15 protein-coding genes and 1 tRNA gene are annotated in these 15,936 nt (G+C 54.1%); 10 read left to right on the top strand and 6 right to left on the bottom strand.

What is annotated here, in order from left to right:
• Positions 1 to 27 precede the first annotated feature (27 nt).
• From ABQ298_04970 to ABQ298_04955, 4 genes are all read right to left on the bottom strand, one after another.
• Complete coding sequence (locus ABQ298_04970) at positions 28 to 2,220, bottom strand: polyribonucleotide nucleotidyltransferase (protein ID MEQ9823716.1); 2,193 nt, start codon at positions 2,218 to 2,220, stop codon at positions 28 to 30.
• Positions 2,221 to 2,410: 190 nt separating this feature from the next.
• Positions 2,411 to 2,677: a 30S ribosomal protein S15 gene (gene rpsO, locus ABQ298_04965; GenBank protein ID MEQ9823715.1), complete on the bottom strand. Its 267-nt coding sequence runs from the start codon at positions 2,675 to 2,677 to the stop codon at positions 2,411 to 2,413.
• Between the two features lie 442 nt (positions 2,678 to 3,119).
• Positions 3,120 to 3,473 (bottom strand): DUF721 domain-containing protein, encoded by a 354-nt coding sequence (locus tag ABQ298_04960; protein ID MEQ9823714.1) that lies wholly within the window; start codon positions 3,471 to 3,473, stop codon positions 3,120 to 3,122.
• Complete coding sequence (locus tag ABQ298_04955; protein MEQ9823713.1) at positions 3,466 to 3,891, bottom strand: thioesterase family protein; 426 nt, start codon at positions 3,889 to 3,891, stop codon at positions 3,466 to 3,468. The genes ABQ298_04960 and ABQ298_04955 overlap by 8 nt, the downstream gene beginning before the upstream one ends.
• 96 nt (positions 3,892 to 3,987) lie before the next feature.
• Between ABQ298_04955 and ABQ298_04950 the strand changes: the two genes are divergently transcribed.
• The 7 genes from ABQ298_04950 to ABQ298_04920 all read left to right on the top strand — a co-directional run bounded on the left by ABQ298_04950 (position 3,988) and on the right by ABQ298_04920 (position 10,218).
• Positions 3,988 to 4,311 carry a hypothetical protein gene (locus ABQ298_04950; protein MEQ9823712.1) on the top strand — a complete coding sequence of 108 codons (324 nt, stop codon included), beginning with the start codon at positions 3,988 to 3,990 and terminating at the stop codon, positions 4,309 to 4,311.
• A 53-nt stretch (positions 4,312 to 4,364) separates the two neighbouring features.
• A complete protein-coding gene (locus ABQ298_04945) occupies positions 4,365 to 4,925 on the top strand; it encodes a hypothetical protein (protein MEQ9823711.1) in 561 nt (186 codons plus the stop codon).
• 108 nt (positions 4,926 to 5,033) lie between these two features.
• Positions 5,034 to 6,347 carry a trigger factor gene (gene tig, locus ABQ298_04940; protein ID MEQ9823710.1) on the top strand — a complete coding sequence of 438 codons (1,314 nt, stop codon included), beginning with the start codon at positions 5,034 to 5,036 and terminating at the stop codon, positions 6,345 to 6,347.
• Between the two features lie 44 nt (positions 6,348 to 6,391).
• Positions 6,392 to 6,988 (top strand): ATP-dependent Clp protease proteolytic subunit, encoded by a 597-nt coding sequence (locus tag ABQ298_04935; protein ID MEQ9823709.1) that lies wholly within the window; start codon positions 6,392 to 6,394, stop codon positions 6,986 to 6,988.
• 47 nt (positions 6,989 to 7,035) lie between these two features.
• Positions 7,036 to 8,334: an ATP-dependent Clp protease ATP-binding subunit ClpX gene (gene clpX, locus ABQ298_04930; GenBank protein MEQ9823708.1), complete on the top strand. Its 1,299-nt coding sequence runs from the start codon at positions 7,036 to 7,038 to the stop codon at positions 8,332 to 8,334.
• Positions 8,335 to 8,419: 85 nt separating this feature from the next.
• Positions 8,420 to 9,130, top strand: a complete 711-nt coding sequence (hisA, locus tag ABQ298_04925; protein MEQ9823707.1) for a 1-(5-phosphoribosyl)-5-[(5-phosphoribosylamino)methylideneamino]imidazole-4-carboxamide isomerase — start codon at positions 8,420 to 8,422, stop codon at positions 9,128 to 9,130.
• Between the two features lie 95 nt (positions 9,131 to 9,225).
• Complete coding sequence (locus ABQ298_04920) at positions 9,226 to 10,218, top strand: calcium/sodium antiporter (protein ID MEQ9823706.1); 993 nt, start codon at positions 9,226 to 9,228, stop codon at positions 10,216 to 10,218.
• A gap of 34 nt (positions 10,219 to 10,252) precedes the next feature.
• Here the strand turns inward: ABQ298_04920 and ABQ298_04915 are convergent, their stop codons facing one another.
• Positions 10,253 to 12,145: a penicillin-binding transpeptidase domain-containing protein gene (locus ABQ298_04915; GenBank protein ID MEQ9823705.1), complete on the bottom strand. Its 1,893-nt coding sequence runs from the start codon at positions 12,143 to 12,145 to the stop codon at positions 10,253 to 10,255.
• A 101-nt stretch (positions 12,146 to 12,246) separates the two neighbouring features.
• Complete coding sequence (locus tag ABQ298_04910; protein MEQ9823704.1) at positions 12,247 to 13,233, bottom strand: MoxR family ATPase; 987 nt, start codon at positions 13,231 to 13,233, stop codon at positions 12,247 to 12,249.
• A gap of 211 nt (positions 13,234 to 13,444) precedes the next feature.
• Between ABQ298_04910 and ABQ298_04905 the strand changes: the two genes are divergently transcribed.
• From ABQ298_04905 to ABQ298_04895, 3 genes are all read left to right on the top strand, one after another.
• A tRNA-Arg gene (locus ABQ298_04905) sits at positions 13,445 to 13,521 on the top strand.
• Between the two features lie 416 nt (positions 13,522 to 13,937).
• Complete coding sequence (locus ABQ298_04900) at positions 13,938 to 14,723, top strand: type IV toxin-antitoxin system AbiEi family antitoxin domain-containing protein (protein ID MEQ9823703.1); 786 nt, start codon at positions 13,938 to 13,940, stop codon at positions 14,721 to 14,723.
• The gene (locus ABQ298_04895) at positions 14,701 to 15,603 is read left to right on the top strand and encodes a nucleotidyl transferase AbiEii/AbiGii toxin family protein (protein MEQ9823702.1); all 903 of its coding nucleotides are present in this window, start codon (positions 14,701 to 14,703) and stop codon (positions 15,601 to 15,603) included. Before ABQ298_04900 ends, ABQ298_04895 begins: the two co-directional genes overlap by 23 nt.
• The last annotated feature ends 333 nt before the right edge of the window (positions 15,604 to 15,936 follow it).

Raw genomic sequence — 15,936 nt, 5'->3', positions numbered from 1 at the left:
CGGAAAATCAGAAACCCGTCAGAATTTTCAGGATTCGTCTTCGTTATCTGCGTCGGATGCGTCCTCAGGCTCTCCTGCCTCTTCCTGCTGCTGGCGACTCTGTTCGAGTTCTGCCATTGCAGCGCGGCGACTCAGGCGTACCCGGCCCTTTTCATCGGTCGACAAGCACTTGACGATCATTTCATCGCCAACCTTGCACACATCCTCCACCTTGCGCACGCGGAAATCCGCGAGTTCCGAGATGTGAACCAAACCTTCCTTGCCAGGCAGGCATTCCACGAATGCACCAAACTCCTTGATCGAACGAACGATGCCGCGGTAGATCTTGCCATCCTCAATATCTCCCGTGATGAGTTCGACTTCATAGATCGCCCGATCCATGGATTCCTTCGTGCTCGCATAGATGCTGACACGTCCGGAGTTGTCCTCATCGATATCGATGCTGGCACCCGTGGTTTCGGTGATACGGCGGATGTTTTTGCCTCCCGGTCCGATCAGAAGTCCAATCTTTTCCGGATCGATCATCAGGGAGTGTACCCGCGGAGCAAACTGGTTGACCTCTTCGCGCGGCTTTTGCAGCGTCGCTTCCATGATGTCGAGGATCTTGTAGCGCGTCTCCGTCGCAAGTGCGATGGCCTCCTTGGCGATTTCGGAATTCAGGCCTTGGATTTTGAGGTCCAGCTGGAAACCGGTGATACCATTGCGCGTTCCACAGATTTTGAAATCCATGTCACCGAAGTGGTCTTCGGCCCCGAGAATATCGCTAAGCACGGTGTGGCGCTTGAGGCTGCCCGATTCATCAAACTCAGTGATCAGGCCAGCGGAAATTCCCGCTACGGTATCGGTGATCGGAACACCTGCATCCATGAGCGCGAGACATCCCCCGCAAACCGACGCCATCGAGGTGGACCCGTTGGAACTCATGATCTCCGACACCAGGCGAATCGCGTAGGGAAACTCATCTTCACCGGGAATCACTGGCAACAGGGAACGCTCTGCCAAGGCACCATGGCCGATCTCGCGACGACCCGGGATGCCAAAACGGCCGCACTCACCCACCGAAAACGGAGGGAAGTTATAGTGCAGGATAAAGCTCTTGGACTGGGGGCCTCCGGTGATGCCATCAAGGTTCTGGGCGTCCTTGCCGGTGCCCAGCGTCGTGATGACCAGTGATTGCGTTTCTCCGCGCTGAAAGATCGCGGTGCCGTGTGTGCGCGGCAGCACATTGGTTTCACAGCTGATCTCACGCAGATCCCGAGGAGCACGACCGTCAGCACGTTTGCCCTTGTCGAGGATGTTGGTGCGGTACACTTCTTCCTGCAATACTTCGAAGGCCATGGCGAGCTGGTAGTCTTCAAACTCCTCTTCACCAAACTTCTCAATCAGCACTTCCTTTGCTTTTTCCTTCAGCGCATCAACCGCTCGCTCGCGGTCCTGCTTGCGATCCTGAAAGATTGCCGTCGACATCTCACCGCCCACAGCATCGCGGCAGATCTGCACGATTTCCGGGTTTGCGGTGAAGAGTTCAAACTCACGCTTTGGCTTGGCCACCTGTGCGGCGAGTGCCTTCTGCGCGGCAATGATGGGCTGGATCGCCTCTTGCGCAAAATCAAGCGCCTCGATGAAACGGGCTTCGGGGATCTGTTCCGCGCTGCCCTCGATCATCATCATCTCCTTCTCGTTGCCCACATAAATGAGGTCGAGCGTGGAATCGAGCATCTGTTCATTGGTCGGGTTGACCACAAACTCACCTTCGACTTCGCCGATGCGCACACATCCGATCGGACCGTTCCAGGGCACATCGGAGATCATGAGCGCAGCGGAGGCACCATTAACCATGAGCACATCAGGTTCGTTGACCAGATCGGCAGAAAGCAGGTAGCCAATGACCTGCACTTCATTCAGAAATCCCTTGGGAAACAGGGGACGCAGGGGACGGTCACAGAGGCGGCAGGTGAGGATTTCTTTTTCGGACGGACGGCTTTCGCGCTTGATGTATCCGCCGGGAAAGCGTCCAACCGCACTGTATTTTTCACGATAGTCCACCGTGAGCGGGAAAAAATCCTGTCCGGGGCGGATGCTGTTGGCAGCGGTTGCACTGACAAAAACGGAAGTCTCCCCCATGGAGATAACAACGGATCCACTTGCCTGAAGAGCTAGACTGCCGGTGGAGATGGTGATGTCCATTCCTTCGACATCAACAGAGTATTTTTGTTTCATTATTTCTTTTCCTTCTTGGTAGCTCCGGTATTCAGGTGGAGCTGCGTACGTTTGTGAGATAAACAAAAACGAGTGCCCGCTTCATTTCGGTGCACTCGTTTTTCCTTAAAGAGGTTCGGGCGTGAAGATCCTCGATAGCTGAACAACCATGGTTCCGTGGGTCCCGAACGGATGTGGATGATGATGGATACTAGCGGCGGATTCCAAGCTTGGCAATGATGGCCTTGTATCCTTCCAGGTCGTGCTTCTTCATGTAATCCAGGAACTTGCGGCGACGGCTGGTCATCTTGATCAGACCCCGGCGCGAGTGGAAATCTTTCCGGTGTTCGCGCAAGTGCTCGGTGAGATGGGCGATGCGTGCGGTCAGCAGAGCGATCTGCACTTCGCAGGAACCGGTATCCTTCTCGTGGGTCTTGTATTCAGAGATGATCTTATCTTTTTCGATGGTATTGGACATTGATATTCAGTTTTGGTTGCGCAGTTTTGATATCTACTCGATGGAGCAGATGTGAATCGAGCAAACCGGCCCGAATCACCGCTGAAATTCCCGAAGGAACCAAACTGTGGAGAACCCCGTTGAAGGCGCGGTTCTCTAGCGTAAAAGTCTGCTTATGTCTCGAATCCTGCAGGGTTTCAAGTCTTTTTTGCCGGATTCGTACCGACGAGCAGCACTCGCACTGCAACCCTGAAAACTCGTGTTCTGGATTCGCTTCGCACTGGAAAAATATCCTCTTCCCACATGAACCCAACCACACCTACCCCCGGATCGCAACGATTTCGGTAGACCGCCAAAATGCCCTGGCATTCCCAAACGTACGCGATGTGCTATGCAAACCGATGACGGCAAAACTGCTTCCACAAGTGGCTCCGTGGATGCCAACACACTAGCCTTCTCAGGTTTAGCGCACAATGATCTCCTTGATCACCCGGTCGCCGATGACATGGTGCAGGTTCTGCAGGATGCGGGCAGCATCAAACTGCAACTCCATGCGCAGCACCGAGTTGGTCGTGGTGATCACGAGTTTACCGTCGTCGAGGATTTTGCTCGGTTTGCAGCGGTGGGCTCGACTGCTGCCAACTATGGCCCGCCAGTTGCGGATGATTTCCACTTCGATACGCGGTGTTTCGATCTGATACTGCTCTGTGATCCGATCCATGAGGTGATCCAGTGAGCGCGCCCTGGGACGCGCTTCCTGGCGATAACGGGAGGGAATGCCGCGAAAGGCAGCCAACAGTCGATCAAACTCACTCATGAGCGGTGTGTGAGATATCGTCAAAAAACAGATCGGTCTTCTCGGTCATGGCCCGTGGAGGACGACAGGGACGCCCCTCGCGGTCGATGAACGCATGCAAACTGCGTCCGGTGGTCGTAAGCAGTTCCCCACGATAGACCTCATATCGAATCGCAATGCGGGCACGCGGTCGCTCGTCGACGATGCAGTGCACCACAATCTCGTCGTCAAAGGTGTTCGATTTCAAATACTTCACCTGCACCTCCAGCACCGGAAGGAAAAACCCCATCGACTCCAGCTCACGATAGGGAATGCCTATCCTGGTGAGCATCTCGACACGTGCCTGCTCAAAGTAGGCCACGTAGTGCTGGTGGTGGGCAAATCCCATCATGTCACTCTCGGCATAGCGGATTCGGATATGGGTTTGGGTGTGGATCATGATCGCGAATTGAGAAGCTCTGAGCGTAGGGGGCGACGCTTGATCGAGCAATCTTTCTGTTTTGATTTCTGCACAGGGGTGCGCATCGTAAACACCATGAAGCGCTTTTTCATCCATCTGGCCACTCCCGGAAATCTGCTTGCAGTTGCGAGCTTCTGGTTTTCGGTATGGTTGTACCGCGCCCTGATCTGCTGTGTACTGGGTTCCCTGATCGGCCTGTGCGTTGCACCCGTGACCAAGCTGTTGTTTTTTGAACACCTGAGCTGGGCGACTGTAATGCGGGGCGGAGCCATCACCGGGTTCCAATACGCTGGTCTTTGGTCCAGTGCGATTTCACTCGCATGGGTGGTCATGGACCGTCGCGCGATCCTCGCGCACGCACGGCGATTCTTGCTGCTGGAACGTGCAGAACCCCGATGAAGCGAAAGCATTTCCTTGAATTTGGGGTCGAATTCCAGCATAGCTAAGCCCATATGAAAATCGGTCGGCGCACGCAGGCATATTTTGTGGGATTTCTGATCGGGATCGCCATCGTTTCGGTGTTACTGGATTCGCGGCGAGACCGTGCGCTGGAGCGATCCCATGCGACGCTTTCCTGGCAGCGCATCGCCGCCTCCATTGACGCGATTCCCGAACCCGTGCGCGAGCGCAGTGGCGCACAGGGATATGTCACCGGGGTGCAGCAGGTCAATGAGAAGGGAGAACCCACGGGATGGACTGGATATTTTTTTGCAGATGCGGATGGTCAGCGCTTTTGGTATTTCGGTCGCGACGCCGAATGGACTCTCTATGACGGCACCCGGTTGTCGGCGCGCTCGCACCCCGGCATCGAGTGGGAACTGATGAAAGCCGGATTTGAGCACCAGGGACATGCCGTGCTCAGCAAGTCGACCCTGGCCCCCGACTACTTGCTGGGCATCGAGGTGCATTCGGCTGTCGAGATGACCGATGCGGTTGAAAATCTTCGCTCCAAAACCCACTACATTGCCGACGTGGCATGGGTGCCCTGGAGCGCGGAATCCAGCAACGAGTGAGCGGGCGCACGGTCCGATATTGCTATTGACGAGCCGCCATCAAGCGGTTTGCCTTGAGGTTTTTTCTCGCAAGAGCCAAATCCGAAAACCAACACACCTGCAAATAGAGTGAACACAGACGTAAAAGAACAATCCGCTACCCGTTCCGTCGTTACGGTTGCATTTGACGCTACCGAGGTGAGCAAGAAACGCCAGACACTGGTCAAAGAATTTTGCAAACAGATCAAAATGCCGGGATTTCGTCCCGGGAAAGTTCCGTTGCCACTGATCGAAAAACGGCACGCCAAGGACATTGCCGCCGAACTCAATCGCGCACTGATCAATGAGGCATACAAGGAAGGTGTGCTGAAGACGGAACTCGAAATCTTCACCATCGTGGATGTGGAAGAGGGAGAGTTCACCGATGGCGAGGCAGGCAAGGTCGTTTTTGTCGTTGATGTGACGCCTGCGTTTGAATTGCCCGAATGCAAGGGCATCGAAATCGAGGCGGATAAGGCTGAGGTTTCCGATGAAGAGGTTGAGAAGGCACTGCAGATGCTGCTCAGCGAACGCGCGGAATTTAAAGTGGCTGAAAAAGAAGCGACCAAGGGTGACTACGTGAAATGCTCCTACGAGGGCAAGGTGGGTCGCAAGCTGATCGCGGATCTGGCCCCCGAGCAATCGATTCTCGGCACCCAGAAGAATACCTGGGAAGAGGTGGGTAACGAAGACGCTCCCGGAGTTTCTTCCATTGTCCTCGGCCTCGAAGGCATGAAGGCGGGTGACAGCAAGAAGATTGAGCACACCTTTGACAAGGATCATGCCGTCGAAGAACTCGCAGGCAAGAAGGCAACTTACCAGGTGGAGGTGCACGAGGTTCGCGAAAAGATCCTGCCTGAACTCGATGAGGAATTCCTCAAGTCCGTCAATGCGGAGAGTGAAGAAAAGCTTCGCGAACGCATCAAGGACAGCCTGCTCGGTCGCAAGGAACAGGAAATCCATGCACAAAAGAGGCAGGCCGTCGCCGATTTCCTGCTCAAGAGCGTTGATTTTGAAATCCCCGTCTCCGCGTTTGAGCAGGAGAAAAACTCCATCATGGAGGACTTTGCCCGCCACAATCTTCGCCAGGGTCTCGAAAAGGAACAGATGGATGCGGCACTGACCTCCAGCATGGAGCAGATCGAATCCACCGCCCGCGAACGCGTGAAGCTGGATCTCATCATCGGCAAAGTGGCCGAAGCGGAGAAGATTCAGGTTGAGCAGCAGGATTTGAGCACACTGCTTTATCAGCAGGCAATGCAGTCCGGTGTTCCGATCGATAAATTGGTGCAGGAACTGAAAAAAGATCAGGAGCGCTTGAACAGCCTTCGTCAGAGTGCTTTGTTTAACAAAACCATCCAGTTCCTTGTCGACCAAGCCAAGGTAACGGAAAAGGCTGCCTGACCGCATGGAGCGGGGCGGACCGACAACCAAGATTGAATCAACTCGTGAGTTACGCACCTTTACCTTACGTCTATGAACGCGACGGTCGCACAGAGCGCGCCTGGGACATCTACAGTCGCCTGCTCAAGGACCGCATCGTATTCATCGGCACACCCATCAATGACTACGTAGCCAATGCGGTGATCGCACAGCTGCTGTTTTTGCAGACGGAAGACCCGAAGAAGGACATCTACCTCTACATCAACTCACCTGGTGGCAGTGTGACCGATGGCATGGCGATCTATGATACCATGAATCTCGTCAGCTGCGACATCGTCACCTACTGCGTCGGACTCGCTGCAAGCATGGGAACGGTGCTGCTCTCGGCCGGAACACCTGGCAAGCGCTACGCGCTTCCAAACTGTCGCGTGATGATTCATCAACCGAGTGGAGGAATCACCGGCCAGGCATCCGATATCTCTATCGCCGCAAAAGAAATTCTTCGCTGGCGCCGCACACTCAATGAAGTGCTCGCCAAACACACCGGCAAGAGCGTCGAGCAAATCGAGCGCGATTCTGACCGGGACAAATACATGGACGCACTCGAGGCGAAGGAATATGGTATTGTCGATCAGGTGTTCGAACGCCCCGTTCAGGCGTAAACCCACCTGAGATCGCACTGTTTTCCTGCGCTATCCGGCATCCGACTATGGCAAAATCTTCCAAGATCACCTTCTGTTCATTCTGTGGCAAATCTCACAATGAGGTTCGCAAGATGATCGCGGGTCCGGCGGGCGTCTACATCTGCGACGCCTGTGTCTCGGTCTGTCAGACGATCATTGACCGCGAACTCAAGGGAGCACCAGACGTGCCGCGCAATGCCTTCAAGCTGCTGCGCCCGCACGAAATCAAGGCCAAGCTCGATGAGAACATCATCGGGCAGGATGTGCCGAAAAAGACACTCTCGGTAGCGGTTTATAACCACTACAAGCGTCTCTCCTTCGAACTGTTCGAACGGCACAAGGAACTCAAGGGAGACATGGCTGCAGAGCTGCAGGACGTCGAGATCGAAAAGTCCAATGTGCTGCTCATCGGTCCCACCGGAAGCGGCAAGACCTACCTGGCGCGCAACCTTGCCAAACTCCTCGATGTGCCATTTGCCATCGCCGATGCCACTACACTGACCGAAGCAGGCTACGTGGGTGATGATGTCGAAAACATCATCCTTCGCCTCCTGCAGGCTGCGGATTTTGACCCCAAGCGCGCCGAGACGGGCATCATCTATGTCGACGAAATCGACAAGATCGGTCGCAAGACGGAGAATGTGTCGATCACGCGCGATGTTTCCGGTGAGGGAGTCCAGCAGGCACTGCTGAAAATCCTTGAGGGCACCGTCTGCAATGTGCCACCCCAGGGTGGACGCAAACACCCGAATCAGGAATACATCCAGATCGATACGTCAAACATCCTCTTCATCTGTGGGGGTGCATTTGTCGGACTCGACAAGATCATCAAGGATCGTCTCGGCAGCAAGCAGTTGGGATTCAACCACCGCATGTCCAACAAGGAACCGCTTGAGGAATCCGAAATCCTGCGACAGGTGCAACCCGAGGACCTGGTGCGCTTTGGCCTGATCCCCGAGTTTGTCGGGCGCCTGCCGGTCACCACTGTTCTCGATGAACTGACCGAGCAGGACTTGGTCTACGTGCTCCTGCAGACGAAAAATTCATTGATCAAGCAATACACCAAGCTGATGCTCATGGAGGGAGTTCACCTGAAACTCACCAGGGATGCCGTGCTGGGTGTTGCCGAAAAAGCGATTCAAATGAAAACTGGTGCGCGCGCGCTGCGCTCCATCATGGAAGGGATCATGCTCGATGTCACCTACCGCTTGCCGGAACTGAAGGACGTCGAACAGATCACCATCAACCGCTCGGTTGTGGACGGTCGCTCGAAGCCGCGCATCAAATACAAAAAGCCCGTATCCAAAAAGCGTGATGCGGCCTGATGCGGGCAGTGAAGTCGGCGCAGCGCAACCCATCAACATTCTTCATTGATTATTTTCGTGCAGCCGGAGTGGCTGTGTTCAGCATATGAGAATCTATCCAGCCATCGATATCAAAGCAGGCCGCTGCGTGCGCCTGCTTCAGGGAAAAGCGGATCAGGAAACGGTTTACCACACAGACCCCCTCGAACCCGCCCGTAAGTTTGCGCAGGACGGTGCAGAATGGGTGCATGTTGTCGATCTCGATGGCGCCTTCACTGGCACACCGGTGAATCTGGATTTGATCCGCCAGATCTGCGCTCTCGGATTGAAAGTCCAGATGGGAGGGGGCATGCGCTCCATCAGCACCGTCGAACAGGCCATCGATGCCGGAGTCAGTCGCGTGGTCGTGGGGACCCGCGCCTGCCGCGAGCCGGGGTTTGCACGTGAGCTGGTGAAGCATTTTGGCTCCAAAATCGCTGTCGGTATCGATGCCCACCACGGTAAGGTTGCGGTGGATGGATGGACGCAAGGCACCGACCACGAGGTTTTGGTGCTCGCTCGCACGCTCGAAGACATGGGAGTTTCCACACTCATTCACACCGACATTGCCACCGATGGCATGATGAGCGGTCCGAACTATGCCGCCCAGCAGGCCCTGCTCGAACGCGTGTCGACCGATGTGATTGCATCGGGCGGCGTCAGCCGTAAGCAGGACATCGAAAAGCTGCAGGAAATGGCAAAGGAATACCCCCACCTGAAGGGGGTCATTGTCGGCAAGGCGCTCTACGAAGGAACTGTTTCGCTGCGCGACCTGTAACCTTCCACTGCTTTCCCGTGCGCTCCTGTGACGGGAAGCCGGTATTTCCGGTTTGCGAGTTGATATCGACGGCTTGCTGATACACCGTAGCTGCCATGTTGATTTTCCCGATTCTAGCCGTGGTATTTGGACTGCTGGTCCTGATCTGGAGCGCTGACCGCTTCGTCGCTGGTGCTGCGTCCACAGCCTATCGTCTGGGCATGTCGACGCTTTTGGTCGGCATGATCATTGTCGGGTTTGGCACGTCAGCCCCTGAGATTGTCGTATCCTGCATTGCTTCTTTTCAGGGCAATCCCGGACTCGCCCTTGGCAATGCCATCGGTTCCAACATCAGCAACATCGCGCTGATTCTCGGGATCACCGCCATCGTGTCGCCCATTCTGGTCCACTCGAACATCGTGAAACGGGAAATTCCCATCCTACTGGGCGTCAGCGTATTGCTGGCCTGGCAGCTGCGCAATGGCCTGCTCACGCGCCTGGATGGCATCATCCTGCTGGTTGTGTTTGTCGGGGTCATGGGTTGGTCCATTCGCACGGCGATTCGCCAGGGAACGGACGCGCTCAGCGGAGAATTCGAACAAAACCTCAATGAGGCCGAAATGAGCCTCAAGTCCGGCATTCTCTGGTTGGTCACCGGACTGATTTTGCTGGTTGCGAGTTCCCGACTGCTGGTCTGGGGTGCGGTGGAGATTGCACTGGCACTTGGAGTGAGCGATCTCATCGTCGGGTTGACGGTCGTTGCCATTGGCACGTCCCTGCCTGAGCTGGCCTCCTCCATCGCGGCAACGCGCAAGGGCGAACACGATATCGCGCTTGGCAACATCATTGGTTCGAATCTGTTCAACACACTCGCCGTGATTGGTCTCGCAGGCGTCATCCATCCGCTGGCTGTCGACAAGGCTCTTTTCTACCGCGACCTGCCAGTAATGGGGGCACTTACCGTCTTTCTGCTGATTGCCTGCATGAAGTTCAAACGGGGTCAAGGTGGTCGCATCACGCGCATGGAGGGGGTGCTGCTCGCACTCATTTACGCAGGCTATACAACCTGGGTGGTGATCCATACGCTGCGGCAGGTTACGGCAGCTTGAGTTTTTGCAATGGTTGATTGTTCACACTCCGCCATCAGGGAAGTCCATACTTGTTGAAATACTCCTGAATCACCGTCGAGGCAATCGGTCCCGCAGTACTGCCTCCATAAATCGGATCGGAGGAACCCACATCCTCCACTACCACCGCAACCGCGATTTGCGGATTTTCCACCGGAGCAAAGGCAATCACCCAGGCGAGATTCTCTTCCTTTCCACCCGGGAAAACCTGTGCGGTCCCCGTCTTGGCTGCCAGCGGGATATCGGGCAGTTGCATGGATTTGCCCGTGCCCCGGATGACGCAGCGTCGCATGCCCTCAATCACATAGTCAAAGCGGCTGTCTTCGATGCCGAGTCGACTCGCGGTGAAAAACGAGGTATTTTTGTCGCGCAGCAGCGTCACTGGCAAATACTCCCGCCGTTTGGCAATCGCCGCAGTCAGACGCGCCATCTGCAGCGGAGTCACGAGCAGATCACCCTGACCGATGGAAACATTAGCGGTATCTCCCCTCAGCCAGACACCCCGTCCGGCCTGCTCTTTCCACTCGCGGTCCGGCACCAGTGTGCGGCCTGACTCGAAGGGCAACTCCACTCCAGTAGGAGCACCCAGACCCAGAAGCCGGGATTGACGGGCAATGCGCGCGATGCCCTCACGCAGGCCCAGTTGGTAAAAATACACGTTGGAGCTGACCGCCAGCGAGTCCACGAGATTGATGTAGCCATGGCCGCGGGAGCGGTTTTCGGGGAAGCGCCGGTCACCGACGGTGTAGAAGGGGCCGCAGTACACTTCCTGATTCGGATTGAAGGTCGGATCGCTCAGGGCAGCAAGTGCGGTGACGACCTTGAAGGTGGAACCCGGAGGGTAGAGTCCCTGGGTTGCGCGGTTCAGCCATGCCCCCTGTTCTGAGATGGCGTCGAAATGCGCCTGGCTGAGCGAAGGGGTGAACAGGTTGAGATCATAGTTGGGTTTGCTGACCAGTGCCAGCACCTCACCGGAATCCACCCGGATCACTGCCATCGCCCCCGTTTTTCCATCCATACTGGCCTCGCCTACCAGCTGCAAATCGATATCCAGTGTCGTGTGCAGATCGCTGCCCTGCGGAGGTTCGACGGCGTCAATGCGGTCAAACTGAAAACCCAGCGGATCGATGCTCCAGACCTCCCAGCCAATGCCTGCTCGCAGCTGGGCATCGAGCGACTTTTCGAGTCCGGATTTCCCTTCATGGCGCTTCAGGTTGAGGGTGCGAATCTCTTTCAGGTCACCAAAATTGACCTGGATGTTTTCGCTCTCGCCCAATCCGACGTATCCGATGACGTGACTGGCCACGTTGCCAAACGGATAATAGCGTACCGGCTCGGACAGAATCTGCAGGGGAGAGTCCGGCGGCAGGTGTTCGACCAGCTTCGCATACTCGTCGCGGTTCAGATCGGTACAGATCTGAAATGGCAAAATACGGCGGCGTTTAAAGTGATTTTCAAATGTGGTCTGATCCAGATTCAGGTCCCGTCCAATGATGCGACCGACTTCATCCATTTTCTCCTGCATCACCTCATGACGGGCCTGCCAGCTCAGCGACAAACCCTCCTGGCTGCGGTCGGAGGTCCGGTGTTGTTCCTGTAGTTCCCGGTAGCGCAATCGAAATTCGGTGCGCAACTCATTGAGATACACTCCCACGGAAAAGAGCGGCTGGTTGCCGGCAAGCAATACTCCATTGCGATCATAGATGCTGCCACGCGCCCCTTCTTTCACCACTCGGCGATAGATTTGGAAGGCCTGTTTCTCCACATACTTCTCCCGGTTCACCAGCTGATGCCAGGCGAGGGTTCCCAGCAAAACCGCAAAGCCCAAGGCAATACAAATGCCAATGTGCCAGACCCGTGCGATCTGGTTGCTGCGACCTTCAAAGGGCAGATTGGCAGGCTCGTTCATGATTCAGAAATGAGGGATCGGGTGGATGACTGCAGGCAGCAACCTGATCGCATCGGGAAAATTTGCTACAGGATTCTGGCATCCCATTCCACCCGTTGGATTCAGGGAATCGGCACCTGGTTCAATACTTTCTCGATCACTTGCTCCGTTGTGATTTCTTCGGCCTCCGCCTCATAGGTCAGCATGATGCGATGACGCAGCACATCGGGTGCGATGGTCTTCACGTCAAAGGGGGTGACGTAACTCTTGCCGCGCAGGAAGGCATGCGCTCTGGCCCCCATGGTCAGGGCGATGGTGGCACGCGGGGAGGCTCCGTATTCAATGAAGCCATCGTATTCGATGCCAAAATCCATCGGGCTGCGCGTCGCATGCACGATCGAAAGAATGTAGTCCTTGATGCGGTCATCCACATAGACGCGGTCCACTTTGATGCGCGCAGCGAGCACTTCTTCGGTGGTTACGACTGTCTCCACTTCGAGATTGCGCTGGTTGCGCGCCATGAGATCCAGGATCACGCGCTCCTCCTGTCGGGAGGGGTAACCAATCTTGACCTTGAACATGAAGCGGTCCACCTGCGCTTCAGGCAGCGGGTAGGTGCCTTCCTGGTCGATCGGGTTTTCCGTGGCGAGCACCAGAAAAGGATCCTGCAGTTCAAAGGTGGTATCCCCGATCGTCACCTGGCGCTCCTGCATGCACTCGAGCAAGGCACTCTGCACCTTGGCTGGTGCGCGGTTGATCTCGTCTGCCAGCACAATGTTCGCAAACACTGGTCCCTTCTGCGGGATGAACCGGTTGATCTCGGTGTTGTAGATCACCGTACCAACCACATCAGCAGGCAGCAGGTCCGGAGTGAACTGGATGCGGCTGAATTCAGCAGAAAGGCATTTGGCGAGGGTTTTCACGGTCAGGGTTTTGGCCAGACCCGGAACCCCTTCCAGCAACACATGTCCATTCGTGAGCAGTCCGAGAATCAAGCGGTCGATGAGCTGATCCTGCCCGACCACGACCTTCGCCATCTCGTTCTTCAGGGTCTGAATCCACTGAACGTCCGCTTCCGTGATCGCATCGTTGGTTACCTGTTCGGGCATAGCAATCACTGTGTCACTCCACCGCGTGCCTGCAAGGCAAATTCAACGAATCCAACCCCAGCCGTAGCCACCACCAGGCATTCAGATCCCACACCCCACCATTCCAACCTCGCCAAGACACTTTACCCACAAGGCACGCGCTGCATCCAATTTTTCAGATTTTCGTACTTGCCATGCATCGCACCCTTCGCATTCTGAGAAACTTTAATGCGCATCCTTAGCTCAATTGGATAGAGCACCTGACTACGGATCAGGAGGTTGGGGGTTCGACTCCCTCAGGATGTGCCATTTTTTTGTACGGATTCCGGGAAAGTCACGGACATCTGATGCATTTTGGGGTTGGTTTTTCATTCGTTTCCGTGGCAGCGACGAGAGAATGGGAACCACAGATGTCTCAGATTGACACAGATACAAAGAATTTTTTGGAAGAATTTTAACCCACTGATTTTGAATTACTTGAAGAGTGTTCTATATCCTGCGGGTTTCCTTTTTTCTCAAAAATCCCTATCTGTGGTATCCCGTCATCTGTGGTTGAAAACAACTGCGAGTGGGATGATTTTTCTGAAGCATTGCAAGTGTGGGATTGCTGAGCGAAAGTTTTTTAGGTTTATTTTGTACTGAGAATCTAAAGTATTGCTTTATAATAACCGTCGTATTTAAACCATAATTCGATCTGGGTTTATTTCTGAGTTAATTTATAAAGTATGGCTTTAGAATCAAAGACTGTTTTAAACCAACTCCTTCGGCGTTGGCCACGTGGAACAGTGGCGTTGACTTCGTGGTTGAAGACTCAAGGAGTATCGAGCCAATTGCTCTACCATTACCGTCACAGTAACTGGATCGAAGCTGTGGGCAAAGGAGCGTTTGTTCGAACCGGAGACTCGGTTGATTTCCGTGGTGCGGTTTACGCCCTACAAAAACATGCACAGCTGGAAATCCATCCCGGAGGAAAAACTGCTCTAAAACTTCACGGAAAAGCACACTATCTTGAGCTGTCGACCAAGAGAGAGTTCCTTTGGGGACCAGAACGCGTACCGTTGCCTCGGTGGATAAAAGCACATGACTGGGGGGTCGATCTCAGCTACATGGCTACATCTTTCCTTCCCCCTTCCTTGGCTTTATCCGAAATGGACTGCGGAGATTTTTCGATAAAACTCTCAAGCCCCGAACGTGCCTTACTGGAGCTTCTCTACATGTCACCAAAGCATCATGGATTAGTGGAATGCTTTGAGATCCTCGAAGGTTCGAATACGCTTCGCCCCAATATCGTTCAGCAACTCCTTGAGGCCTGCAAGTCAGTGAAGGTCAAAAGGCTCTTTCTGTTTCTATCAAAAAAAACTGAACATGATTGGTTCCACTACCTTGACCCATCTCGGGTAGACTTGGGTTCAGGCAAGCGAACCATCGAAAAGGGTGGCTCGTATGATTCCGAGTTTCAAATCGTGCTCCCACGAGAACTGTCAATCCATGGCGATCAAGACCTACATTAACCAGGTAAAGCTATTACTCTCTATCATTCCAGAGGTAGCACGGGAGTCTTGCTTTGCCCTACATGGAGGAACAGCAATCAACCTGTTTGTTCGCAATATGCCCAGAATTTCCGTTGATATCGATTTGACCTATGTTCCAATAGAGCCCAGGGATACGACTCTTGAGCATATAAAACAGGCATTGGACCGAATCAAAACACGCGTCGCTGGATTGAGATTGAATCTGGAAGTGTATCACCACATCTCTTCAGCAAAGCTTTTGATTTCCAGTAACAACGCTTCCATCAAGGTTGAGGTAAATACCGTTCGCCGAGGGTTGTTTTCAGGTTCAAGAAAGCTTGTCCTTTGTCATAATGCCCAAGATGCATTCGAAGCATATTGCGCAATCGAGGTCGTTGCTATAGGGCAACTGTATGGTGGAAAAATCTGCGCAGCTCTTGACCGACAGCACCCCAGAGATCTTTTTGACGTAAAATGGTTTTTGGATAATGAGCCGATTTCCGAGGAAATCAAAAAAGGAGTTCTCTATTCTCTGCTGAGCAGTGATCGTCCGATTCACGAAATCATCCGTCCAAACTTTCAAGATCAGCGGAATGCATTTATAAATCATTTTGAGGGAATGACTGACGAATTATTCACCTACTCAGACTACGAACAAACCCGAGATCGGCTGGTGCAAGAGATTCACGCTGCGTTTAACGAAAGAGACAAAGAATTCCTTTTAAGCTTCGAGCAGACTGCACCCAATTGGAACATCCACGATTTCCAGAAATTTCCGTCTGTTCGCTGGAAACTGCAAAATTTGAGAAAGCTCAGGAGTATGAACCCGACCAAACATGCTGAACAATTGGATGCATTGCGGAAAAAACTTTACGCATAGTGGGACTGCGAAGCATTTAATGGCAATGTGGTTAAGAGGCTTTCAGCAAAGCTACCCCTGCCGATCACCCTTCGCTGCACTGTGGCCAGTATCAACACAGTAGCCGTGTTGATTGCCCAAGCACCTAGATTAGAGCCTGTCCCAAGAAAGTAATTGAGGTGGTCGGATGTTTTGGACAGTTGAGAAGCTATGGTTAAGTGATTTATCGATTCTGGTTGAAGTGGTCAATACTCAGTGGAAGATATCTGCGAAGTGAAGGCCGTAGGCCAAACGTAGCAGATATCTTGTGCTCAGGCTGCAAGTTTCTCGCCCCTTTGGTATCGCTGTTGAGGA

Source organism: Puniceicoccaceae bacterium, assembly GCA_040224245.1.
Classification (GTDB): Bacteria; Verrucomicrobiota; Verrucomicrobiia; order Opitutales; family JAFGAQ01; genus JAKSBQ01.
This window is presented reverse-complemented; position numbering and strand designations above follow the sequence as displayed.